Origin of the sequence: Sorangium sp. So ce1036, assembly GCF_051369805.1 — a bacterium.
Classification (GTDB): Bacteria; Myxococcota_A; Polyangia; order Polyangiales; family Polyangiaceae; genus Sorangium; species Sorangium cellulosum_F.
The window spans coordinates 5582509-5605123 of record NZ_JBBMOX010000001.1 but is presented as its reverse complement, the minus strand read 5'-3'; the positions used below and the strand labels follow the sequence as shown (position 1 = coordinate 5605123).

At 73.7% G+C, this 22615-nt stretch carries 20 protein-coding genes; 7 read left to right on the top strand and 13 right to left on the bottom strand.

Annotation, left to right across the window (positions count from 1 at the left end; all coding sequences use genetic code 11):
- Positions 1-27: 27 nt before the first annotated feature.
- Positions 28-660: a hypothetical protein gene (locus tag WMF31_RS21195; protein WP_436603690.1), complete on the bottom strand. Its 633-nt coding sequence runs from the start codon at positions 658-660 to the stop codon at positions 28-30.
- A gap of 321 nt (positions 661-981) precedes the next feature.
- Between WMF31_RS21195 and WMF31_RS21190 the strand changes: the two genes are divergently transcribed.
- A complete protein-coding gene (locus WMF31_RS21190; RefSeq protein WP_436603689.1) occupies positions 982-1524 on the top strand; it encodes a hypothetical protein in 543 nt (180 codons plus the stop codon).
- Between the two features lie 55 nt (positions 1525-1579).
- On the opposite strand, the gene WMF31_RS21185 is transcribed toward WMF31_RS21190, so the two are convergent.
- Positions 1580-3382 (bottom strand): sensor histidine kinase, encoded by a 1803-nt coding sequence (locus WMF31_RS21185; RefSeq protein WP_436603688.1) that lies wholly within the window; start codon positions 3380-3382, stop codon positions 1580-1582.
- Between the two features lie 130 nt (positions 3383-3512).
- On the opposite strand from WMF31_RS21185, the gene WMF31_RS21180 reads away from it, so the two are divergent.
- Positions 3513-4130, top strand: coding sequence for a DUF47 domain-containing protein (locus tag WMF31_RS21180; RefSeq protein WP_436603687.1), 618 nt, complete (start codon positions 3513-3515; stop codon positions 4128-4130).
- Positions 4127-5134 (top strand): anion permease, encoded by a 1008-nt coding sequence (locus WMF31_RS21175; RefSeq protein ID WP_436603686.1) that lies wholly within the window; start codon positions 4127-4129, stop codon positions 5132-5134. Before WMF31_RS21180 ends, WMF31_RS21175 begins: the two co-directional genes overlap by 4 nt.
- Before the next feature lie 255 nt (positions 5135-5389).
- Here the strand turns inward: WMF31_RS21175 and WMF31_RS21170 are convergent, their stop codons facing one another.
- Entirely contained in the window at positions 5390-6562 is a 1173-nt protein-coding gene (locus tag WMF31_RS21170; protein ID WP_436603685.1) for a 6-phosphofructokinase, read from the bottom strand.
- A gap of 123 nt (positions 6563-6685) precedes the next feature.
- Positions 6686-9436, bottom strand: a complete 2751-nt coding sequence (locus WMF31_RS21165; RefSeq protein ID WP_436603684.1) for a phosphoenolpyruvate carboxylase — start codon at positions 9434-9436, stop codon at positions 6686-6688.
- Positions 9437-9719: 283 nt separating this feature from the next.
- On the opposite strand from WMF31_RS21165, the gene WMF31_RS21160 reads away from it, so the two are divergent.
- Positions 9720-11210 (top strand): protein kinase domain-containing protein, encoded by a 1491-nt coding sequence (locus WMF31_RS21160; protein ID WP_436603683.1) that lies wholly within the window; start codon positions 9720-9722, stop codon positions 11208-11210.
- Positions 11211-11238: 28 nt separating this feature from the next.
- Here WMF31_RS21160 and dut read toward each other — a convergent pair whose 3' ends face one another.
- Positions 11239-11694, bottom strand: a complete 456-nt coding sequence (dut, locus tag WMF31_RS21155; RefSeq protein WP_129347750.1) for a dUTP diphosphatase — start codon at positions 11692-11694, stop codon at positions 11239-11241.
- An 18-nt stretch (positions 11695-11712) separates the two neighbouring features.
- Entirely contained in the window at positions 11713-13092 is a 1380-nt protein-coding gene (locus WMF31_RS21150) for a site-2 protease family protein (protein ID WP_436603682.1), read from the bottom strand.
- Between the two features lie 152 nt (positions 13093-13244).
- On the opposite strand from WMF31_RS21150, the gene WMF31_RS21145 reads away from it, so the two are divergent.
- Entirely contained in the window at positions 13245-14171 is a 927-nt protein-coding gene (locus tag WMF31_RS21145; protein ID WP_436603681.1) for an SGNH/GDSL hydrolase family protein, read from the top strand.
- A gap of 58 nt (positions 14172-14229) precedes the next feature.
- Here the strand turns inward: WMF31_RS21145 and WMF31_RS21140 are convergent, their stop codons facing one another.
- From WMF31_RS21140 to WMF31_RS21120, 5 genes are all read right to left on the bottom strand, one after another.
- Positions 14230-14976 (bottom strand): lysophospholipid acyltransferase family protein, encoded by a 747-nt coding sequence (locus WMF31_RS21140; protein WP_129347752.1) that lies wholly within the window; start codon positions 14974-14976, stop codon positions 14230-14232.
- Between the two features lie 135 nt (positions 14977-15111).
- Positions 15112-15543 (bottom strand): secondary thiamine-phosphate synthase enzyme YjbQ, encoded by a 432-nt coding sequence (locus WMF31_RS21135; RefSeq protein WP_129347753.1) that lies wholly within the window; start codon positions 15541-15543, stop codon positions 15112-15114.
- Between the two features lie 9 nt (positions 15544-15552).
- Positions 15553-16422, bottom strand: coding sequence for an HvfC/BufC N-terminal domain-containing protein (locus tag WMF31_RS21130; protein WP_129347754.1), 870 nt, complete (start codon positions 16420-16422; stop codon positions 15553-15555).
- Entirely contained in the window at positions 16406-17263 is an 858-nt protein-coding gene (gene bufB, locus WMF31_RS21125) for an MNIO family bufferin maturase (protein ID WP_436603680.1), read from the bottom strand. The genes WMF31_RS21130 and bufB overlap by 17 nt, the downstream gene beginning before the upstream one ends.
- 125 nt (positions 17264-17388) lie before the next feature.
- The gene (locus WMF31_RS21120; RefSeq protein WP_129347755.1) at positions 17389-17676 is read right to left on the bottom strand and encodes a hypothetical protein; all 288 of its coding nucleotides are present in this window, start codon (positions 17674-17676) and stop codon (positions 17389-17391) included.
- Positions 17677-17928: 252 nt separating this feature from the next.
- Between WMF31_RS21120 and WMF31_RS21115 the strand changes: the two genes are divergently transcribed.
- The gene (locus WMF31_RS21115; RefSeq protein ID WP_436603679.1) at positions 17929-19044 is read left to right on the top strand and encodes a hypothetical protein; all 1116 of its coding nucleotides are present in this window, start codon (positions 17929-17931) and stop codon (positions 19042-19044) included.
- The gene (locus WMF31_RS21110; RefSeq protein ID WP_436603678.1) at positions 19025-20149 is read left to right on the top strand and encodes a hypothetical protein; all 1125 of its coding nucleotides are present in this window, start codon (positions 19025-19027) and stop codon (positions 20147-20149) included. The genes WMF31_RS21115 and WMF31_RS21110 overlap by 20 nt, the downstream gene beginning before the upstream one ends.
- Positions 20150-20317: 168 nt before the next feature.
- On the opposite strand, the gene WMF31_RS21105 is transcribed toward WMF31_RS21110, so the two are convergent.
- Together WMF31_RS21105 and WMF31_RS21100 are read right to left on the bottom strand one after the other, a co-directional pair.
- Positions 20318-20896: a hypothetical protein gene (locus WMF31_RS21105; protein ID WP_436603677.1), complete on the bottom strand. Its 579-nt coding sequence runs from the start codon at positions 20894-20896 to the stop codon at positions 20318-20320.
- Positions 20893-22170 carry an AAA family ATPase gene (locus tag WMF31_RS21100; RefSeq protein ID WP_129347757.1) on the bottom strand — a complete coding sequence of 426 codons (1278 nt, stop codon included), beginning with the start codon at positions 22168-22170 and terminating at the stop codon, positions 20893-20895. Before WMF31_RS21100 ends, WMF31_RS21105 begins: the two co-directional genes overlap by 4 nt.
- Positions 22171-22615: the final 445 nt, after the last annotated feature.

Here is a 22615-nt window from a genome sequence, read left to right as displayed (position 1 = left end):
CAGCCGGCGGCCGCGGGGCGGCGAGGGTCACTTCTTCGACGTGGACTTCGTCGGGAGCGTCGCCGGGGTCGAGGGCTTCGCCGACGCTGGCGGGGTGGACGAGGAAGGCTTGGCCGTGGTCGGGGACGAGGGCTTCGCGCCGGGCTTGCCTGCCTGTCCGGCCTTGGCCGGCGCTGCAGGCGCCGCGTCCTCGTACAGCTCGTCCGAAGAGGGCTCGGTCGGCTCGGCCTCCGCGGGAGGCGCCTCCGGCTCGGCCGTCGGCGCCGGCTCCGCGGGCTGCTCCGTCGTCGGATGGAGCGTCAGCGGCTTCGCCTCTCCTTCCGTGCGGCGGACCCACATCACCGCGGTCCCGCTCGCGACGGTGGCATAACGCCCGTCCTCGGTGCGGATCTCCTCGTTCACCGCCTCGATGACCGCATCGCCGCCGACGGCGCACGCGGCCTTGCGGAGCGACTCGAGGCGCTCTGCCTCCGTCCGGGCCTCCGGATCGCTGGCGATGGGCTGGAGGCGGTGGTACTCGCGATCGGGCATCTGGCCAGCCGGCACGACGTGCATGTCGCTACAGAACTCGCCGGAAGGCGTGCGTCGATCCCGGAAGGGCGTGCTGCAAGCGGAGATCAGCGCGGCACCCAGGGCTGCCGCGAGGAGGAGGCGCTGCATGATGCCTTCTTACCAGCGTTGCGACGGGCGATGCAAACCCCGCGCGCCACGAACGGAGCGCGCCGCCGGGGCAGGGGGATCCGGGCGGGTCGACCCCCGCTCATCCCGCCCCTCGGCGCCGCCTCATGTTCCGATCCCACGACGGCCCGGCTATGCTGCCGCGGCAGGCGTCGGCGCGCGACCCGCTCGCCTCGTGTTCCGCTCCACCAGCTCAGCGACGTCGTGGTGATCCGCGACGGATTCCTCGTGATCTTCCGGGCCGAGCAGCGCGCCCCTCGCGAGGAAGTTGCTTCCCCCGCGCAGGCACCGCATGAAGCGCCCATGCGCGCCAAGAAGCTCCTCGCTGCTCTCGCCGTGACGTTCGCCTTGCCGGGGTCGCTGGGGCTCGCGGCGTGCAAGTCCAGCGACGATCCGGAGGAGGTCTCCCCGGCGCCGAGCGCGCCGAGCGCCCCCGCCGAGCCCACCGCGACGGCGACGCAGCCCGCGGCCCCCGCGACCACGGCCTCCGCGACGCCGGCTCCGCCCACGCCTGCTGCGACGGCGAAGGCGACACCGGCCCAGCCCACCCCGGCGGGGGCCTCGCCCAGCGCGAGCGCCTCGCCCAGCGCGAGCGCCTCGCCCAGCGCGAGCGCCTCGCCCAGCGCGAGCGCCTCGCCCAGCGCGAGCGCCTCGCCCAGCGCGAGCGCGCCGCCCGACGCCGGAGCGCTCTCGGCCAAGCTCGCGGCGTGCGCCGCCAAGTGTCAGTCGATCCTGCAGAGCTGCCTCACGCCGACGTTCCCCGCGGACGGCGGCCTGCCGCAGCTCAAGGACCCGGCGGCCTGCCAGGCGTCCTTCGAGGCCTGCCGCACCGCCTGCGCGCCGTAGCGCGCTCCCCGCCGCGCCATGTACGCCGCCCGCGCACCGCAGCGCGCTCGCCGGCTCACCCCTCGGCGCCGGCCGTCGCGCTCGGCAGCGTCACCCGGAAGAGCGCGCCGCCCGCCGCGCCGTTCGCCACGGTGATGTCGCCCCGCATCGCCTCGACGAGGTGCTTCGCGATCGACAGGCCGAGCCCGGTGCCGCCCGCGGCCCGCGAGCGCCCCGCGTCCACGCGGTAGAACCGCTCGAAGACCCGCGCCTGGTGCGCCGCGGGGATGCCCGGACCGTCGTCCTCCACCTCCAGGACCACGCACCCGTCGCTGGCCCTCGCGCGCACGGCGACGCGCGAGCCGTCCGGCGTGTGGTGGATCGCGTTGTCGACCAGGTTGGTCAGGACCTGATCCAGCGCGCGCGCGTCCGCCGCGACCAGCGTGCCCGGGGCCACCTCGACCTCCACCGTGGTGCGCTTCTCGCGGGCGCGCTCGCGCAGGAGCGCCACCGTGGCCTCGGCCTGCTCCGCCAGATCGAGCGTGCCCGGCGACAGCGCCCGCTCCCCGCCCTCGATGCGCGACAGGTCGAGCAGATCGTTCACGAGCCGGTGCAGCCGGGTCGCGTTGCGATCGATCACCTCGACGAAATCCCGCGCGGCCGCCGGGTCGTCGAGCGCGCCGTCGAGCAGCGTCTCGCTGCTCGCGCGGATCGACGCGACCGGCGTGCGGAGCTCGTGCGACGCGTTGGCGATGAAGTTGCGCTGCAGCCCCTCGATGCGGCGCAGCTCCGTCACGTCGAAGAAGACGGCGACGACCCCGGCGGCGCCGCGCCCCTCCTCCGCCGGCAGCGCGAGCGGCGCCGCGTTGACGACGACGACCCGGCGCCCCGCAGGTCCCGCCGCGCCCGGCGAGGCGGGCGCGATCTCGATCTCGCGCATCGCCGCCGCACGCGAGCGCGCGACCTCCTCGAGGATCTCGTGCAGCCCCGCCGAGCGGAGCACCTCGAGCGGCGGGCGGCCGACCGCGTCCCCGCGGACGCCGAGCAGCTGCGAGAGCGCCGGGTTGATCAGCGTGATGTCGCCTCGCTCGTCCGTGACGAGCACCCCCTCGCGCATCGACTCGAGCACCGCGCCGAAGCGCTCGCCCTCGCCGCCGAGCTCGCGCCGCGACCGCTCCAGGCTCTCGGCGAGGTCGTCGAGCGCGGAGCCCAGCGCCGCGATCTCGTCGCGCCCCTGCACGCGCGCGCGCCGGCTCAGGTCACCGCGCATCGCCCGCGCGACCCCGGTCAGGTACACGAGCCGCCCGGAGAGCGCGCGCGCCCCCACGAGCGCCGCGCCGATGGCGAGCGCCAGGGCGAGGAGCGTGCCCTCGACGACGCGCGCGTGCGCGGCGGACAGGCTGCGGTCGATGGCCACCGGCTCGAACGCGAGCCGCACGACCCACGGCCCCTCCGGCCGATCGAGCCGCCGGGCCGCGTAGAGCATCCTCATCCGCGTCGTCTTGCTCACGCGCTCGCCGCGCCCGACGCCGAGGTGCCGCGCGTCGGCGACCTCACGGCGCGACCCGTGCACGTCGAGCTCCTCGAGCCGCTCCGGCGGGACCGACGAGTCGCCCCGCACCACGCCGTCCGGATCGATGAGCGTGACGCGCGCGCCGGCGCGCTCCGACAGCGCCGCCGCGAGCGCGGGCGCCTCGGCCGCGAGGTCGCCCGCGCCCGCGACGGCCGCGGCCACGAGCGCCGTCCGCGCCGCGAGGTCGTCCTCCGTGTGCTCCTCGAGCTCGGCCCCGAGCGTCTGCACCACGTAGCCGTCGAACACCACCGCCGCGAGGACCGCGATCCCCACGGCGAACGCGATGAGCTTGCTTCGTATCCCCATGTCTCCCGCGCAGCGCGCGCCGAGCGCCGGTCGCGACACGACCGGCGCTGCATCACGATATTACATAAATATCGAGCCCGCGTTACGACTCGTTGACGTGATGCGGAGCAACAGCTAAACGGCCCGCCCCATGGGACTGACCCGCGATGCGGTCTTCTTCGACGCGCTCGCCGACCATGCGCAACGGAGCGTTGCCGCGAGCAAGCTCCTCCTGGAAATGCTCGACCGGATCGAGGACGCGCCAGGGCTGGCGAAGCGGATTTCTGACCTCGAGCACGAGGGCGACAAGATCACCCACGGCTGCCTGGCCGCTCTCCATCAGACATGGATCACCCCGCTCGACCGCGAGGAGATCCACGCCCTCATCACCCGGCTCGACGACGTGCTCGACTGCATCGACGCCGCGAGCATGCGGATCGTGCTGTTCGAGGTCGGCGGCGCCCTCCCCGAGGCGCGCGAGCTCGCGCAGGCGGTGGTCGACGCGTGCACCGTGATGAGCTCGGCCGTCCAGTCGCTCAAGGACATGAAGCGGCAGCCGGACCTCCTCGCGCTCTGCGTCGAGATCAACGAGCGCGAGAACGCGGCGGACGGCCTCTACCGCAAGGCGCTCGCGGCGCTCTTCAAGAAGGGGAACGACCCGCTCCTCGTCATGAAGTGGCGCGACATCTACGACCTGCTGGAGAACGCGACCGACCGCTGCGAGGACGTCGCGAACATCATCGAAGGCATCGTCCTCGAGCACGCATGACGACCTACATCCTCGTCATCCTCGTGATCGCGTTGATCTTCGACTACATCAACGGCTTTCACGACGCCGCGAACTCCATCGCGACCATCGTCTCCACCCGCGTCCTTTCGCCTCGCTCCGCGGTGATCTGGGCGGCCGCGTTCAACTTCATCGCGTTCGCGCTGTTCGAGCCCACGGTCGCGCGCAACATCGCGAAGGGCGTCGAGCCGGCGTTCATCACCCCGAACGTCATCCTGGGCGGCCTCCTCGGCGCGATCATCTGGAACCTGCTCACGTGGTGGTGGGGGCTGCCCTCGTCGTCGTCGCACGCGCTGATGGGCGGGTTCGCGGGGGCCGCGGTCAACAGCGCGGGGCGGCTGTCGGTGCTCGACGCCACCATCTTCGGCAAGACGGCGGCCTTCATCCTGGTGTCGCCGCTGCTCGGCGCGATCATCGGGTTCGTGCTCATGCACGGGATCCGGGTGCTCGCGCGCGACTGGACGCCCGGCAAGGTGAGCGGCCGGTTCCGGCGCCTGCAGCTGCTCTCGGCCGCCGCCTACTCGCTCGGCCACGGCGGCAACGACGCCCAGAAGACGATGGGCATCATCACGGCGCTGCTCATCTCCGCGGGCCTCCAGTCGAGCGAAGGCGAGCCGAAGCCGATGCTCTGGGTCGTGCTCGTCTGCCACGCCGCGATGGGCCTCGGCACGCTCTCCGGCGGCTGGCGCATCGTGAAGACGATGGGCATGAAGATCACGAAGCTCAAGCCGGTGGGCGGCTTCGCGGCCGAGACCGCCGGCGCGGCGACGCTGTTCAGCGCCACGGCGCTCGGCATCCCCGTGAGCACGACCCACACGATCACGGGCGCCATCGTCGGCGTCGGCGCCACGAGCGGGCGCCTCTCCACCGTCCGCTGGGGCGTCGCCGGGCGCATCGTCTGGGCCTGGGTCTTCACGATCCCCGCCTCGGCCCTCCTGGCGGCCGCCGTCTACAGCGCCGCGCGCTACATCTCGGGCACCCCCTGATCCGCACGCTGCTCCCGCACGCGTGCGCGGGGGGTGGGGGCACGCCGGGGGCTCACCTCCGGGGCTTGCGTTCCGGCGAGCCCCTTTTGTGGCTCGCCTCCACGCCAGCCCCTCCGGTGAGCCCCCGGCGTGCCCCCACCCCCCGCGCACGCGTGGCAACGCGCATGGCCACAGGGCCCCGGTCACGGCCACGGCCCGGGCCGCGTTGCGGTCCTCGTGGCTGGCTGACCCCGCGCGCTGCCGCGCGGGCGCAGGTCAGCCGCCGGAGCGCAGGCTGACGAAGTTGTCGAGGATCCAGGTCTTGAAGCGCTTGAGATCGAGGCGATCGATCAGCGGGAGGAAGGCGCGCTCCACGCCGTCCTCGCGCCGGATCGAGGAGAAGCTCAGCACGCCGACGTCGTCCGCGGCGAGCACGTACGGCATGACCTCCGTGCGCCCCTCCTCGAACGCCGCGAGCAGCAGCGACGCCTTGAGGAACGCGGCCGACACGTCGAGGAAGGCCGGGCGGATGCCGCGGATGTACCGGCTGAACGGCTCCGCGATGACGCGCTTGTCCGGCGAGTCGACGAGCCCCGCGCCCTCGAGCTGCTTCTTCAGGTACGCGCTCGCCGACACGCCGGGGTGGTCCTTGCGGCGGCGCTCGGCCTCGTAGCCCTCGGCGACGACCACGAGCGCGTAGTCGGCGCGCCCGAGGTTCTCGGCGAGCTCGCTCAGCACGTCCTGGGGGAAGCGGAAGAAGGGGAGCACGATGAGGTGCGCCCGCGCCGCCACCGCGCAGTGCAGCGCGTGCCGCCCGCTGCGGTTGCCCATCATCTCGAGGATGTAGATCCGCTTGTGCGTGTACGCGTCCTCGTAGAGCCCGCGCGCGATCGTCGCGCCCGTCTCCACGCCCGAGAGGAAGCCGATCGCGCGATCGCCCGCCAGGTCGTTGTCGATGGAGACGTTGACGAAGCCCGCCTGCGGGCGGACCTCGAACTCGTCGAGCCAGGCCTTGATGCCCTCGAACGTGCCGTTGCCGCCGACGCAGATGAGGTGGGTGAACCCTTGTGCCTTGAAGATCTCGGCGGCGCGCTTGCGCTTCGCGCGGTCGAGGAAGCCGGAGTAACGCTCGCTCCGGAAGTCGCTGCCGGCGTCGAGCACGCGCCGCCCCATCGAGCGCGCCGGGATGCCCTGCGCGAGCAGATCGTAGCGCTGGCGCCGGCTCATGATGAGGCGCTCGAACTGCGGCTTCGCCCGGGCGTCGTCGGTCAGCGAGCGGAAGCCTTCGGTCGCGGCCCACACCTCGTAGCCGCGTCGCGCCGCTTCCTCGGTCAGCGCGACGGCGACTGACGAGTAGCCTGGGGCATTGCCGCCGTCGAAGACGAGCAGCAAGCGCTTGTCCGATGCCGGGAGGGTTTCGGGACGTCCGAACTCGACGATGCTGGTCATGGCGCCGGCCTTCTACCACGCTGCGCAGCGCGCCGCTGAGCGATCGTCATGAGTTCATCACGGTCGTCCGAACTCGCCCGACGCTGGACGCGCATGCCGCGCTGCGCGGCGGCGCCGCGGCGCTCATCCGGTGTTGCGCATGCCGGCGGCGATGCCGTTCAGCGTCAAGAGAAGGGAGCGATCGCGCCCTGCATCGCCGCCGCGCGCCGCCCGCAGGAGCTCGACTTGCAAGAATGAAAGGGGGTCGACATAGGGGTTGCGCAGCGAGATGCTCCGCTGGAGCGTCGGGTTGCCGTCGAGCAGCCGCCGGTTGCCGGTGAGCCGCTTGAGCCACGACCGCGTCCGCCGGTACTCCGCGATGATCCGGGGGGCGACCGCCTTGCGCGCGGCGGGCGGCGCGAGCTCGGCGTAGCCCGCGAAGATCGACAGGTCGGCCTTCGCCAGCACCATCTCCACGTTGTCGATCACCGCCCGGAAGAACGGCCACGACGCCATCATCTCCTTGAGCAGCTCCTCGCCCTCGGGGCGCTGCCCCATCGCCTCCAGGCCGCTGCCCACGCCGTACCACCCCGGGAGGATGGCCCGGTTCTGCGTCCACGCGAAGACCCACGGGATCGCGCGCAGCGACTCCAGGCCGCCCGCGCGGCGCTTGCTCGGGCGCGAGCCGAGCGGCAGCCGCGCGATCTCGTCGACCGGCGTCACCGCCGTGAAGAACTCCACGAACCTGGGCTCCTCCCAGACGAGCGCGCGGTAGACGCGCCGCCCCGTCTCCGCGAGCTCGTCGAACGCCTCGGCGAAGCGCAGCTCGGCCGTCGCGGGCGGGCGCGGCTGCGCGCCCAGCGTGTGGATGAGCACGCCGCTCAGCATCAGCTCCAGCGTGCGCATCGCGAGCTCGGGGCGGGCGTACTTGTGCTCGAGGGCCTCGCCCTGCTCGGTCGCCTTGTAGCGGCCGCCGACGCTGCCGGCCGGCAGCGCGAGCAGCGCCTGGTGCGCCGGCCCGCCGCCGCGCGCCACCGACTCGCCGCGGCCGTGGAAGACCCGGAGCGGCAGCTCCGCCTCGGCGGCGATCTTCGGCAGCGTCTCCTGCACGCGCCGGAGCGCGGCGCTCGCGGCGAGCAGGCCGACCTCCTTGCCCGAGTCGCTGTAGCCGATCATCACCTCCTGCACGCCGCGGGCGAGGACGTGCGGCCGGTACGCGGGGTGCGCGAGCAGCGCGCGCAGGATCCTCGCGCTGTCGTTCAGGGCGCCGAGCGACTCGAACAGCGGGACGACGTCGAGGCGCGCGCACGACCGCGCCTCGTCCCACAGGCCCGCGGCCCTCGCGCACTCGAGCGCGGCGAGCACGTCGTGCTCGCTCTGCGTCATCGACAGCACGAGCGTGCGGCAGGCCGACTCGCCGGCGTCGCGCTGCGCCTCGGCGATGCGCTGGAGCGACTCGAAGACGCGGCGCGCCTCGGCCGACATCCGCGAAGGCTCCACGCAGCCCTCCGCGATCGCGCGCGCCGCGGCGCGCGCGTCCTCGCCCGGGGCGCGCATCTCGAGCTCCGCGAGCGCGAACCCGAGCGCGCGGACCTGCGAGAGCAGCGCGCGCGCGCGCCGCTCGCCCGCGCGCGCGCAGCCCGCGGCGCGCAGGCCGTCGGCGACGAGCGCGAGGTCGCGCTCGAGCTCCGAGGGGTCGCGGTAGGGGATCGCGTGCGTCGGCTCCTCGGGGCGCACGAAGGCGCGCCCCTCGCGCGCCGGCCCCTGGCCGGAGCGCTCGCGCGCCGCCGCGCGGCCGTGCTCGGCGTGCTCGAGCGTGGCGACGAGGCGCGCCTCGATGAAGTGCAGCTTGCGGCGCCACGGCTCGCCCTCGGTGCGCGGCCCGAAGTGCGCGGCCACGGCGGGCATCGCGGCGGCGTCCTCCTCGTTCGAGGCGAGCAGCCACGGCGGCGGCGTGACGTGGCGGACCGACTGGGAGAGCGCGCCGCCGAGATCGCGCGCCGCGCGGATGAGCCGGCGCAGGCCCCGGATCCGGTACGCGAAGAGCGCGTCCTCGAGGACGGCGGGCACGACGAGCGGGTTGCCGTCCATGTCGCCGCCGACCCACGAGTGGATGCGGAACGGCACGATCTCGGCGTCGAACGGCTCGCCGTACACGGCCTCGAACGCGCGCCCGATGGCGGCGGAGAGATCGGGGATCAGATCCCAGAGGATCTCCTCGATGTACCAGGCGACGTTCTTCACCTCGTCGCCCACGGTGGGGCGCTCGCGGCGCACCTCGTCGGTCTGCCAGAGCGCGGTGATCTCCTCGCGGATCTCGTCGAGCCGCTCGGCCGACTCGACCGGCGTGAGCTGGCAGCGATCGCGCTCCTCGAGGTGGCGTGCGATGCGATAGAGCTTCTCGAGGACGGTGCGGCGCGCCGCCTGGGTCGGGTGCGCGGTGAGCGTGAGCGTGACGTCGAGCGAGCGCAGCGCCGCGCGCACGCGCTCCGCGGGCACGCCGGCGTCCTTGAGCGTGCGCATCGCGGCCTCGATCGATCCGCGCTGCGGGCGCGCGTCGGGATCGGTCGCGTACGCGCGCGCGCGGCGGATGCGGTGGTGCTGCTCCGCGAGGTTCACGAGCCGGAAGTAGACGGTGAACGCGCGGATGACGGGCTCGATGCGATCGTGCGGCAGGCTCGCGAGCAAGCCGCTGAGCTCCGCGGCGGCGTGCGCGCGCCCGTCGCTGGGGCCGCGGCGGCGGCGTATGGCGAGCGTGCGGATGCGCTCCTCGAGCGCGAAGAGCTCCTCGCCTTCCTGCTCGATCAGGACTTCACCAAGCAGACGGCCAAGCAAGCGAACTTCTTTACGAAGAGGTCGATCGACCTCGCGGCGATCACGGCGACGGGGCGGCATGGCGGCGAGCCTAGCGCGATGCGGCGTGGAACGGACCACCGAGTGTGATTTGGGCGGAACATCCACCCGGGGACGGCCTGCCGACGGCGCCGGACCGGCCGTGCGGCCAGGGAGAGGGAGAGTAGGGAAGGGGCGAGCGGCGGTGGTGGGCGAATGTGGGAGCTGCGCGCCGACAGGCCGCTCGGGGGCAGCGTCACGCGGGGGCGGTGGGCGCGGGTGGGCCCGAGCCCAGGCTTCCGGCGGCTCTTTCGGAGGGCCGTGGGGCTCGTGTACCCTCGGCGGGATGGCCGATGACGTCTTCGGGATCGTCGGCACGACCCAGGGGGCGTTCAAGGTGGAGCGGGTCGTCGCCGAAGGGGGGTTCGGCGTCGTGTACCGGGCGCACCACGAGGCGTTCCGCGCGCCGGTCGCGCTGAAGTGCCTCAAGGTCCCCGGCGCGCTGCCCGGCCCGCAGCGCGCGCAGTTCCTCGAAAAATTTCGCGAGGAGGCGGAGCTGCTCTTCCGCCTCTCGGCGGCGATCCCGGCCGTGGTGCGGCCGCTGCACCACGACGTGATCTCGACCGCGTCGGGCGTGTTCGTGCCGTTCATCGCCCTGGAGTGGCTCGAGGGCAGCACGCTCGCGAGCCACATCGCGTCGCGCGCGGCGCGGGGGCAGCCGCCGCTCTCGCCGGGCGAGGCGATCCGGCTGCTCACGCCGGTGGCGCGGGCGCTCGAGGCGGCGCACCGCTTCCCCGGCCCGGGCGGCCCGCAGTGCGTGGTGCACCGCGATCTCAAGCCGGCGAACATCTTCCTCGCCGAGATCCACGGCGCCGAGGTCGTCAAGATCCTCGACTTCGGCATCGCCAGCGCCCGCGACGCCGCGACGCTCACGGCCGGCCAGACCGCCACCACGTCGGGCGGCCTCGCGACGGCGTTCACCCCCGCGTACGGCGCGCCCGAGCAGTGGGCGCCGAAGCGCTTCGGCAAGACGGGCCCGTGGACCGACGTCTGGGGGCTCGCGATCACGGTGGTCGAGGCGCTCGCCGGCCGCGAGATCATCGCCGGCGATCACGTCGCGATGATGGGCACGGCGCTCGACGAGCGCCGCCGCCCGACGCCGGGGAACGAGGGCGTCCTCTTGCCCGAGGCGCTGGAGGACGTCTTCCGGCGGGCGCTCGCGGTCGATCCGCGCGATCGCTTCCGGGACGCCGGGGCGTTCTGGGACGAGGTGGAGCGGGCGCTCGGGCTCCCGCGGAGCGCGCCGCCGATCGCGCTGCCTGCCCGGAGCCACGCGCCCCCGGCCGCCCGCGGCCCCGCGACGCCGAGGGCGGCGTCGCAGCCGCCGTGGCCTGCGGGCCCCGGCGGGCTCGCGCGGACGGCGCCGGCCGACGCCTCGATGCGGGAGCTCGATCTGCCGGAGCGCGCCGGGCGCCTCGCGCCGCACAGCCTGCCCACCGAGCCGCTCGTCCCGCTCGCGCTCGACTGGTCTCCCCCGGCGCCCGCGCTCGGCGCGCGGCCGTCCTGCGCGCCCCTCCGGATGCCGCCCCCGAGGGCGGATCGCGCGCCCGCGCGCCCCAGCCTGGGCGCCGCGGAGCTCGTCTCGATGTTCGCCTTGCCGGTGCGGCTCGCGGGCGCGGGCGTCCTCATCACGGTCCTCGACCAGGGCGCCGCCTCGCTGCTCCTCGACGGCCAGCGCTTCGGGATCGGCCCGTTCCGGCTCCTCTATGTCGCCGTGGGCCTGGTGGTCCTCGGGATCGTGATCGCCGTGTACCGGCTGTTCACCTCGGATCGCTAGCGCGGCGGTCCCCGCTGCGGGTGCGGGCCTACGGCTCCCCGCGCACGCCGGTCGATCCGTAGCCGCCGGCGCCCCGCGCGGTCGGCGCGAGCGCGGGGACCAGCACCACGTCGGCGAGGGCGACGGGACAGATCACGAGCTGGGCGATGCGATCCCCCGGGCGCACCGTGAACGGATCCGCGCCGAGGTTGATCAGGACGACCTTGATCTCGCCGCGGTAGTCCGGGTCGATCGTCCCGGGGGAGTTGAGCACGGTGACGCCGTGGTGGAGCGCGAGCCCCGAGCGCGGGCGCACCTGCCCCTCGTACCCGTCGGGGAGGGCGACCGCGTAGCCCGTGGGCAGGAGCTTGCGCTCGCCGGGCGCGAGCGTCACCGGCGCCTCGAGCGCGGCGCAGAGATCGAGCCCGACGGCTCCCTCGGACTGGTAGGCGGGCGGCGGGACCTCGACGGGCCCGACGCGGAGGAAAGGGACCTGGATGCGCACGCGGCGGAGCCTAGCCGGTCACGGGCGCGGCAGCACCGTCTCGAGCGCCGCGCCCCGCAGCGCCTCGAACGCGCTGTCCGACCACGCCCGCGCGCCATCCGAAAACCCCGCCTCCACGGCGTGCTTGAGCAGCTCGAGCGCGCGCTCCAGGTTGCCGTCCTTCGCGCTCGCGCGCGCCGCGCCGTAGGCGTCCTCGCTCGTGCCCACGCGGCGGAAGACGGCCTCGTAGAGCCGCGCCGACCAGTCGAACGCGCCGTGCTCGAACGCGATCTCCGCCATCCTCCGCGCGTCGTCCTCCGAGAGCTGCTCCACGATGTCGAGCGCGATCGCCGCCGCCCGCGGCACCTCGCCTTGATCGACGAGCACCCGGATGAGCGGCCCCGCGACCTCCTTCCGGTCGTCGCCGGACTCGCGGGCCGCCTCGAGCACCTTGCGGGCCTGCTTGAGCTCGCCGAGCGCGAGGTGCACCGCGCCCGCGAGCGCCGGGTCCGGCTCGCCGTGCTTGCGCGCCTGCGCCACCGCGTCGGCCGCCTGCGCCGTGTCGCCGAGGAGCAGGCGCGACCACCCGATGAGCTCGTGCGCCTCCCGGAGCGCGCGCTTCGGCGGCTCGGGCGCCTGCGCCAGCACCTCGCTGGCCAGGGCGAGCGCCTCGTCCGCCCGCTCGTCCTCGAGCGCGCGCCGGGCCCGATGGAGCAGGAGCGCCGTCTCCATCGGCACCGGCTCCTCCTGGAGCGCCGCGCGCCGGCGGAGCATGGAGGGCGACGGCGCCTCCGGCTCGCTGCGGAAGCGCTGGAAGCTCTGGAAGGCGGACATGACGAGGATGAAGGCGAAGAAGTAGAAGTGGGCCTTCAGGAAGACGATGGCGAGGAGCACGGCCGCGATGCCCGAGATCGCCGCCGTCAGCCGGGCCCGCTTCGGGCCGAGCGCGTGCTCGAGGACGTGCCCGCCGTCGAACGGCAGCACGGGGATCAGGTTGAGGATGCCCCAGACCACGTTGACCTGGACGAGCAGCTCCATGCCGACGAGCAGCAGCGGCGGGAGCACGTGGAGCCCCGGGACATGCCCGCGCACGAGGTGCATGCACCCGGCCACGAGGAAGCCGGCGAAGGGGCCGGCCAGGCTGATGAGCACGTGCTGGAGCCGCCCCAGCGGCAGGATCGACCGCCACGTCGTCGTTCCGCCCATGAAGTGCAGCGTGATCTCCGGCTCGATCCGGTGCCGCTTGATCGCCAGCGCGTGGCCGAACTCGTGCACCAGGACGGACACGAAGACCACCACGACCCAGACCAGGAACTGCGGATATTGCTCCCTGGCCAAGATCCCGAACCCGAGCAGGGCGGCGGAGAGCCAGAACCCGAGCTGGACCTCTACCGGGACACCAAACAGACGGAAGCTCATCGGCATTTAATAAGGCCTGCGAGCCGTCCGCTCAACGATTGCCGTGCAGACGCAGCGTGCCCTAGAGTGCGCCGCGCGACGCCCCGCGCGGCCGCAGGCGCCGACGGCGCACGCGCGCACGGCCGGAGGCGGTCCGCGCAGCGAGCATGGGCATGGACATCCGGGTCAGGAGAGGGGCGGCGCTCGCCGCGATCACCGTGGCGGGCCTCGCGTGCGGCGCCGCGCCGCCGCCCGAGCCCTCGGCGGACGGCCTGCCGGCGGACGCCGCGCCGCCGCCCGCGTCCGGGGCCGCGCCCGCCACCGCCCGCGCGCCGGAGGCGGCCGCCCCGGCGGCCCGGATCCCGGCCGCGGCGCCATCCCCGGCCGCGCCGCCGGCCGTCGCGGCCGGGGATGGCGCCGCGGCTGCGGCTCCGTCCCGGGTTGCCGCGCCGCCCGTTGCGGATCCCCCGGCGGCCGAGCCGGCGCTCACCGTTCCGCCCGACACGGCGGTCCTCCACATCGGCGACTCGTTTGCGCTCGCGGGGTTCGCGCAGGCGCTCCGCCCGCGGATGGAGGCGCTCCGCGTGCGCTATGCGGTGAAGGCGGAGACCAGCTCCTACACGACGACGTGGGCCCCGCGGATGGAGCTCCTGGTCGCGAACTACCAGCCGGACCTCGTCATCATCAGCCTCGGCGCCAACGAGGTGGAGGCCTTCAACCCGCCGGCCCACGCCGGCGCGGTCCGGCGCATCGTGAAGGCCATCGGCGGCCGCCCGTGCGTGTGGGTCTCTCCGCCGCTCTGGCGCAAGGACACCGGCATCATCGACGTGATCCGGACGAGCTCGGCGCCGTGCCGCTTCTTCGACTCGGACGCGCTCGTGCCCGGCCCGATCCCGCGAAAGAGGGACAAGATCCACCCGAACGCCGAGGGCGGAGCGCGCTGGGCCGAGGTCTTCTGGCGCTGGCTGGCGGCGGAGCACCTGCCGGCCGGCGAGGACGCCGGCGCCGCCGCGCCGCGGCGCAGCCCGTGGGCGCTCCGCCCCCCGCCGCCGGACGAGCACCGCGCCCGCCCCGCGCTCGCCGGCGCCCCCGCGCCCTGACGCGCGGACCCGGACCGGGCGGGAGCGCTCTCCGGCCGGCCCCTCCCGCTTGGCGGCTCTAGGCGGGCGGCGCCGCCGTGGCGCCGCGGTGCACCAGGGCCGGGTCGTGGCCGAGGGCCCCCGCGATCGCCGCGCGCACGTCCCGCATGAGGCGGTTGCGCCCGCTCGCCCCGTAGGGCGCCGGATCGATCGGGGGCATGATGGTGACCACCACCCGGTGGTGCTTCTGCACGAGGTAGTCCCGCGCCCGCAGCACGTTGCGCGTCCCGTCGATCGCGACCGGGAGGATCGGCGTGTTGGTCTCGATCGCCATCCGGAAGCCGCCGCTCTTGAACGGCAGCAGCGCGCCCGACCTGCTCCGCGTGCCCTCCGGCGCGATCCAGACCCGCGTTCCGTCCTGGAGCATCGAGGCGCCGATCTGCAGGCTCGCGCTCGCCTGGACGTGATTGCTGCGGTTGATCCGGATGAACCCGGCGGCCTTCATCGCCTGGCCGAAGACCGGCACCGTGAAGAGCTCCTTCTTGGCCACCATCCGGAGCCGCCCCGGGACGGCGCGGAACACGACCGGGATGTCGAAGAGGCTCTGGTGGTTGGACATCACCACGAACGGCCGGGTGCCGGCCGCGTGCTCGCGCCCGCGCACCACCAGATCCACGTCGGCGTCCTCGAGGACCTTGCGCGCCCACCAGTCGAGCCGCTCATCGCAGCGCTCGAGGGTCACGCGCCCCAGCATCGCGTCCAGCACCGTGGGAAAGCAGATCCGCGCGGTGTCGAAGATTCCCATGAACGTCGTCTGAAGGCCCATCGCTCTCGTTCCGTTGAGGGTAAGGGGGTCGCCTGATGCACGCGCGCCGCGAGCAGGCCCTGCCGGCCGGGCGGCCGAGCGGCCCTCCGGAGGGCGCCGAGCTCAGCCAGCCCAGCAACACGGTAAGTATACCACTCAACCCCCTGCTGTGGCGCCCGTTACGGTGACGACCACGCGGCGGAGGTGGGGCGCGCTACGGTGCTCCCAGAGGTAGATGGCTTGCCATGTTCCGAGCGCGAGGCGTCCGCCGGAGACGGGGATCACCTCGCTCGAGCGGGTGACGGCGCTCCGGAGGTGGCCCGGCATGTCGTCGGGGCCCTCGTCGTCGTGCTCGTAGCCGTGCCCCTCGGGGGCGAGGCGCGCCATCCAGCGCTCCAGGTCGCGCAGGACGGCGGGGTCGGCGTTCTCCTGGATGACGAGGCTCGCCGAGGTGTGCTGGAGGAAGAGGGCGCAGAGCCCCACGTCGACGCCGGCGGCGGCGACGACGCGGGCGACCTCGCGCGTGATGTCGGTGAACCCCCGGCCGCTCGTGCGGATCTCGAGGGTGCGCTGGAGGATGCTGGTCACCGGGCCATCCTAGCCCGCCCCGGCGCCCTGGCCCTGCACGACGTCGACGATCAGCCCGGCGCTCGTCCACTGCTGGAACCAGGCGCCCACGCGGGCGGAGAGCGCGGCGCCCGCGGCCGCGCCGGCGCCGGCGGCCACGGCCTCGCACGCCGCGACGAGCGGCACACCTCGCCCGAGCGCCTCGAGGAGCGACAACGCCAGCGGATCGAGCTCCTCGCACCGCATCGTGAGATCGGCGGCGCGGCGGAAGACGGCGAGGTGGACGGGGCGGGGCGCCGGCAGCGCGGGCGTCCTGCCCTGCCGGAGCTCGCCGCGGAGGAGGTGCACCGGGTAGCGGAGCGCGAGGAGCGCGAGCAGCGGGTGGAGCACGAGCCGGGCCGTGGTCCAGCCGTCGGCGGGCATGCCGGTCACCTTCGCGGGATCGAGCGGCGCGGGCGCGGCGCCGTCGAACAGCGCGACGAGGGCGTGCTCGTAGCGCGCCATGTCGCGCGCGAGGTCCCGCACGGCAGGGGGGAAGCCGTCGTACGCGGCGGCGAAGGCGACGACGTGGCTCCCGAGATCGCGCAGCGTGAAGCTGTCCGGCGGGTGCGCCGCGAGGTACGCCCGGCAGAACGCGTCGAAGCCGGCGTCCCCGAGGACGTGCGCGAGCCCGGGGTAGTCCTCGCGGAGGGCGTCGATGTGGCGCACCCAGAACTGCCGCCGGTAGATGTCGGCCTGCTCGGCGGGCGTGAGCCGCTCGTTCCCGGCCACGTGCGCGCCGCACCGCGCGGCGAGCTCCGCGTCGTCGGGGAGCGGCGAGCCGCTCGTGAGCAGGCGGGTGAGCTCGCCCATCAGCGCCGCGAGCCCGGCTGGCGGCGGCGCGTCAGGCGGCGCGCGCACGCGCCACCTCCATGCGGATGGCCCGCGCCTTCTCCGCCTCGGCGACGACGTCCTCGAACGGGGGGATGTCGTCGTCCCACTCGATGAGGGTCGAGACGTCCCCGGTGTGGCCGAGGGCGCGCCGGTAGAGCGCCCACACGGCGTCGATCACGCGATCGCTGTGGGTGTCGAGGATGTACTTGCCGTGGTGCGTGTGGCCGGCGAGGTGGAGCTGCACGATCCGGTGGTGCGGCACGCCGTCGATGTAGGCCTCGGGGTCGAAGCCGTGGTTGTAGGCGGAGACGTAGACGTTGTTGACGTCGAGCAGGATGCCGCAGTCGGCCTCGTCCGCGACCGCGGAGAGGAACTGCCACTCGGTCATGCGGCTCGAGGTGAAGGTCAGGTAGCTCGACACGTTCTCCAGGGCGAGCCGGACCTCGAGGAAGTCCTGCACCACGCGGGCCCGCGCCGCGACGTGGCGCACGGCCTCGTCCGTGTAGGGGAGCGGGAGCAGGTCGTGCAGATGGAGCCCGTGCGCGCCGGTCCAGCACAGGTGATCGCTCACCCAGGGGGATTTCACCCTGGCGAGGAGCGCCTTGAGCCTGCGCAGGTAGCCGAAGTCGAGCGGATCGGTGTTGCCGATGGAGAGGGAGACCCCGTGCTGGACGAGGCGGTAGCTCTGGAGGGCCCGCTCGAGGTTCGCGAGGGGCATCCCGCCGTCGACCATGAAGTTCTCGCTGATGATCTCGAACCAGTCGACGCGCGGGCGGTGCTCGAAGAGGTGGCGGTAATGGGGGATCCGGAGGCCGATCCCGACCCCGAGGTCGGGGAGCCCCAGCCGCATGCGGGTGGCGTTTTCCATCGCTGCTTCCCCTCGAGGCCGGTCCCCCGCCCACGCAACGACCACGTTCACGTCAACGTGGTCGTGGACGTGGACGTGGTCGTGGACGGTTGCGTTAGCCGGTCACGGGGAGGGGGGACGGCCGCTCAGTGCGCCATCCCCCCACACTCGGCCGGCTTGCAGCCGCCCTTGCCCTTGCACTCGTTCTGCCCCGCACACCCGTGCGTGTCCGTCTTGCAGCCGCCCTTGCCCTTGCACTCGTTCTTCCCGGCGCAGCACTCCTTCGCGCTGGCCGCGGGCGCCGCGTCCGCCGGCTCGCCGGAGGGGGCTCCCGCCTCGGGCTCGGGCAGGTTCGATGATCCGCAGCCCGTCAGGCCCGCCACCATCCCCGACACCGCCGTGAACGCCAACGTCTTGCCCATCTCGATCGCCATGTGAACCTCCACCTTCCCGTTTCTCGATCCCGTGGCGCGGTCGGGTGCCCTCGTCGATCGCCTCGACCGCTCCGAGCCCCTCACGCGCCCCTCTGGCCACCCCGCTCCACGGCGTCGCCGCCGGATGCGTTGATTCCTGCTGCGACTCCCCGTAAGTGAGCGGCGTTGACCTCCACGCCGACGCGACTCCCCCCAGCGCGCACCCCTTCCGGCAACGCGTCGCCTGGGCTCAGGACGGCCGACCTGGCTGCGGTGTTTCGGATAGGACGTATCCCGTCTCGGCGGTCGAGGGCAAGACAAAGCGACCTCGATGGCCCGCCGCCTCCGGGGTGCGGCGACCGCTCTTCCCGCGGGCGCGCGGCGCTCCCGATCGCGGCGGCGCTCGCGCTCGGCGCGGCCGGCTGCGGAGAGGCGGCGCGCGGCGCGAAGGACGTGGAGGACCCCGCGACGGCTCGCCGCGGCGGGCGCGCGCTGCGCGACGCCCCGATCGCGGTGATCGCCGCGGAGCTCGAGGCGATGAGCGGCCCGATCCTCGAGGGACGGGAGGCGACGTTCCGGGACATCCTGGCCGACACGATCGCGAAGGACGCATACCTGTGCCTGCCCTCGGCGCGCCGCGTCTTCCACGGCGACGCGCCGGAAGGGGAGCGGCGCATCGCCGGGGTGATGCCGCACTACGGGCTCTTCCTCGGCCCGATGCGTTACCTCATGCGGCGGCGCGGGGGCGCCTGGGAGGTCGAGGTGCGCATCGAGGTCGAGCCGCCGGCCGGCGCGGCGCGGCTCGAGCTGCCCGACTGCGGGCTCTCCGCCGCGCTCGGGGGCGCGGTCGCGTGCCGTGGGACGCCGTACGCGCGCTCCGGCTCGACGGACGCGTGCCCGGGGTCCGGCGTGTTCTCGACCCGGGCCACGCCGGCCGCGATCCGCGCGCTGCTCGCGCGCTGGTCGACGGAGGCCGAGGCGTACTGGAACCGCGACGCGCGCGCCTTCGCGCTGCCGGTCCGCTACGACTTCGACTTCGTCGTCGCGGGCGAGGCGCGCGCGCGCGGGCTCCGGGTCGACCTCTCGGTCCCGCTCGCGCCGACGTGCGGCAGGACCCCGTACTTCTACGCCATGCGCGCCGGCTGGTCGCTGCCCGTGCTCGCCCACGAGGTGGGGCACGTGCTCGGCCTGCTCGACGAGTACGAGGCGCTCTCGGGCATCGTCCGCTGCTACCCGAAGACGCCATTCCCGGGCGCGGAGATCAGCCGGATGGGGCTGTCGATGCGGGAGGAGACGCGGCTCCTGCCGATCCACCACTACCTCGTGCTCCGCCGCTTCTTCTGCCGCGAGCCGAGGACCACGGACCCGTATGCCGACGCGATCCGCTGAGCGCACCGCGCGGCCCCGGGCCGGCGCGCCGCGGGAGCTCTTCGACGTTGTGGCCGCGTGCGCGCCGGCGGCGTATGCGCGCAAGGAGCTCGCATGCGCGGCGATCGCGTTCACGGCGCTCGCGGGCGCGGCGATCGCGGGCTGCCGCGCGGAGCGGGACGACGGCGGCGCGGCGGACGCAGGCGCCGGGGCGGCGGGGGCGGCGACCGGGGCGATGGACGCACGCGGCGGCGCACCGGCGCCGATAGCGAGCGAGCTGGACGGTGGGCGCGGCGCCAGTGAGGCGGCGCCGCCGATGCTCGGGGCGCCGCACGGGGCGCGGCCGCCCGCGCCGCCCGCGGAGCCGCGCTGTCCGCCGGAGATGGTGCGGGTCGCCCGCCGCTTCTGCGTGGATCGCTACGAGGCGGTGCTGCTCGACAGGGAGACCGGCCTCGAGATCTCGGCCTTCTACCCGCCGTCGCGACGGACGGCGGCGTCCGTCGAGCGCACCTGGTCGAGGCTGCGGCTCCAGATGGGCGACGAGGACGCGCGGCGCATGGAGCTGCCGCTCCTGCCGGGCTGGCAGAAGGCGCGCGACTTCGAGCCGCGCGCCGTCTCGCGCAGGGGCGTGCTCCCGCAGGGCTACACGAGCGGCGCGCTGGCGGCGCTCGCGTGCAGGAACGCCGGCAAGCGGCTCTGCTCGCTCGACGAGTGGCGGACGGCGTGCCGCGGCGAGCGCGACGAGCCGTTCCCGTACGGGCCGACCTACGCGGACGGGCGCTGCAACGTGTTCCGCGAGGGCCACCCGGCCGTCGTGCTCCACCGGGACGCGTCCCGCGGGCACAGCGATCCGCGGCTCAACCTGGTGCGCGTCGCCGGCGCGCCGCTCTTGCGGCGGACCGGCGAGACCGCGACCTGCGCGAGCGCGTGGGAGGACGACGCCGTGAGCGACATGGTCGGCAACCTGGACGAGTGGATCGACGATCCGGAGGGGACCTTCGTCGGCGGCTTCTACGCGCGCGCGACCCGGGAGGGGTGCATGGCGCGCGTGGAGTCCCACGACTTCACCTACTTCGACTACTCGACCGGCGTGCGCTGCTGCGCCGATTTGCGCGCGTCGCCGTGAGGGCAAGCGGGGGACGGGGCCTCGCCGGAGCCGCCGGCCGCGCAGCGGAGATCGCGGCCCGCAGGCAGCCCCGGAGGAGCGACGGTGCGGGTGTGCGGTGGTGAGCACCCAGCGTGCTGCACCAGCCGGCGTGGCGAGGGGCGCGCAGGACTCGTGGAGCCCTGGAGCTCACTCTCGCCTGGCCAGTCCCTGGCGGACGACCTCCCTGGCGACGAACGGGCTCCATTCCTGGAGCAGCTCCAGCGTCAGCCGTCCCTCCAGGTACGGCGTGTAGTACAGCTCCCGTGCGGCGATGCACTCCTTGTCGTTGAGCTTCAGTCGCTCGATGGTCGCCTGGACACGCTCGCGCGCCTCGCCGTGGAGGCCTTCCGCTGGGAGCACTTGAAGGAAGGACATCTCCAGGACGAACCATTCATCCGGGATCTCCATCGGATCCAGTACGTCCTCGAAGTCGCGCTTGCGCGCGTTCATGAGCGAGCACACGAAGCGGTAGTTGCTCCACTCGTACGCGAGCTCGCGGCGCTTCGACTTCGGTGCTAAGTGATCGACCGATCCCGCTCCTGTCCCGGGTGGAACGATCACACTCAGGTAGGCGCAGATGCTGCGGTAGCTGCGGCGGAGATCGTCCAGGCATTCCCGCCAGTAAGGGGGGAGGTGCTCCACGTTCGCCGCGAGGGCGCGCCGGCCGGGCTGCCGGACGAGCGCGTCGAAGCGCTCCGGCTCCGGCTGGAGACGTACGTGGATCACGGTGTGAGCCCGGCCTGCCGCGCCCTGACGAGCCAGCGCGCCCAGAAGGGATCGGTGTCCTTGAGCACGCCGTGCAGCTCTTCGTGGATCCGCTTCACGTCCTCGATCGGTAAATTCGGCCGCCGCATGGCTGCCATGGCGTCGAGGATCGCCCTCTCCGCCTCGACGGACCGCGCCTGCGCAAGGTCGAACACGTCGGACGTGAGCCAAGCAGAGGCGTCCCCGCGCGGCTTCCAAGCGGGCTTCGACACCGTGACCTCGGCCCCGTCGAGGTCGAACAGGAAGAGCGCGTCGCGCGTCTCGTTGAAGTGGGGTTCGGCGGAGGCGAGGACCAGCGGCGCGTGCGTCGTGAGGAAGAGCTGCGTCTCGATCGATGCCTCGAGCTCACCGGAGACCCGTAGCAAGGCGGGCAGGATCACGCGTTGCCACTGCGGGTGCAGGTGAGCTTCGACCTCGTCCACGAGCACGATCAAGCTGCGCTCCGGCGAAGTATTCCGGAGCTTCGCCGCCTCGACGTGCTCGCGCCACATCCAGACGAGCAGGTAGGCGAACGAGAGGATCCGCTTCATCCCGGCGGACGCAAGGACGACCGGGATGTTGCCGTACGGCATGTCGAGGGTGGGGATGTCGCGCACGTCGTGCAGCGAGACGCGGGTCGTGATCGCCCCGGGGCGGAGGGTCTCTCCGGGCCTCGGCGACAGGACCTCGAGCACGCGCGTCAACAGATCGAACGTGCTGCTCCTCTGGAGCTGCCATGTCGCCCAGTCGCGGATCAGGCCATTGCAGAGCACCGAGCCGTCGAGGTCGTCCGCGGTGAGCCCGTTCCAGATCTGGCCGGGCGTGAAGTGAAACCCGGGCACGGGTCCCATCGACCTCACGCCGAGGGGGAACTGCAGGTGCCCCGCGGGTCGAAGCGGGTCCCACACGGAGAAGCTGCCGTCGACGCGGGCGTAGAAGACGAGCCCGGAGCGCCTGGAGGCCCCGGGAGGATAGACGGTATGCCAAGTTTGCTGCTCGAAGTCGAACGACGACGAGATCCGATGTACGGCCTCCCCGTCGCGCGTCTGTCGGACGATCTCCGGCTTGACTGCCGGGCCACGTCGCGGCGCCGCGGGGTAACCCGGCCACGTGCCCGTCAGCGCGAACCAGCCGACATCCAGCACGAAGGTCTTGCCCAGCCCGTTGTCGCCCGCGAAGAGGTTCAGTCGCGGCGCGAGCTCGAACACCATCGAGGGCGCGGGGCCGGTGTCGCGCAGCTCCAGCCGTTCAAGCATCGCGGCCCTCCGCTGCGGAGCCGGTCCGCGTGGCGTGCTCCTTGGGGTCGCTCGTCGGACCATCCTGGCTCACGGAGGTCCTCCCTTCCGGAGGTACTTCATCGGCTGCGTGCTGGGCATGACAACGGCTGATCTGCCGGCTCGCGCGGCACAAGGCAAGGAAAGGCGTTCCCGCAGGGCTCCTGCCCGGACGCGAAGCGCCGCGGTGGCAAGGGCCGTCTGCGCGTCGAGGCTGTCCCTCGACCCGAGGCCGAGGGGACAGGCCGCCCATGTCCTTGTACGAGCGCGGCGGCGGGGCCGGCGCGGAGCGGGACCCGTCGGAAGGGGATGGCAGGAGCGGGGCTGGACGGAGCGGAGCGGCTGGCAAGGCGGGCTGCCGGGGGCCTCGACGGAGCGCGTCCGTTGCAGAGGTCGACGCCGGGGGGGCCAACGGAGTGCAACCGTT

Coding starts and splice junctions, on each gene's coding strand:
- bufB (WP_436603680.1), bottom strand. CDS start 17,263: ATGGAAAACGCCACCCGCATGCGGCTGGGGCTCCCCGACCTCGGGGTC.
- WMF31_RS21160 (WP_436603683.1), top strand. CDS start 9,720: ATGGCCGATGACGTCTTCGGGATCGTCGGCACGACCCAGGGGGCGTTC.
- WMF31_RS21175 (WP_436603686.1), top strand. CDS start 4,127: ATGACGACCTACATCCTCGTCATCCTCGTGATCGCGTTGATCTTCGAC.
- WMF31_RS21195 (WP_436603690.1), bottom strand. CDS start 660: ATGCAGCGCCTCCTCCTCGCGGCAGCCCTGGGTGCCGCGCTGATCTCC.
- WMF31_RS21150 (WP_436603682.1), bottom strand. CDS start 13,092: ATGAGCTTCCGTCTGTTTGGTGTCCCGGTAGAGGTCCAGCTCGGGTTC.
- WMF31_RS21110 (WP_436603678.1), top strand. CDS start 19,025: ATGCCGACGCGATCCGCTGAGCGCACCGCGCGGCCCCGGGCCGGCGCG.
- WMF31_RS21140 (WP_129347752.1), bottom strand. CDS start 14,976: ATGGGCCTTCAGACGACGTTCATGGGAATCTTCGACACCGCGCGGATC.
- WMF31_RS21145 (WP_436603681.1), top strand. CDS start 13,245: ATGGACATCCGGGTCAGGAGAGGGGCGGCGCTCGCCGCGATCACCGTG.
- WMF31_RS21180 (WP_436603687.1), top strand. CDS start 3,513: ATGGGACTGACCCGCGATGCGGTCTTCTTCGACGCGCTCGCCGACCAT.
- WMF31_RS21190 (WP_436603689.1), top strand. CDS start 982: ATGCGCGCCAAGAAGCTCCTCGCTGCTCTCGCCGTGACGTTCGCCTTG.
- WMF31_RS21120 (WP_129347755.1), bottom strand. CDS start 17,676: ATGGCGATCGAGATGGGCAAGACGTTGGCGTTCACGGCGGTGTCGGGG.
- WMF31_RS21185 (WP_436603688.1), bottom strand. CDS start 3,382: ATGGGGATACGAAGCAAGCTCATCGCGTTCGCCGTGGGGATCGCGGTC.
- WMF31_RS21165 (WP_436603684.1), bottom strand. CDS start 9,436: ATGCCGCCCCGTCGCCGTGATCGCCGCGAGGTCGATCGACCTCTTCGT.
- WMF31_RS21100 (WP_129347757.1), bottom strand. CDS start 22,170: ATGCTTGAACGGCTGGAGCTGCGCGACACCGGCCCCGCGCCCTCGATG.
- WMF31_RS21170 (WP_436603685.1), bottom strand. CDS start 6,562: ATGACCAGCATCGTCGAGTTCGGACGTCCCGAAACCCTCCCGGCATCG.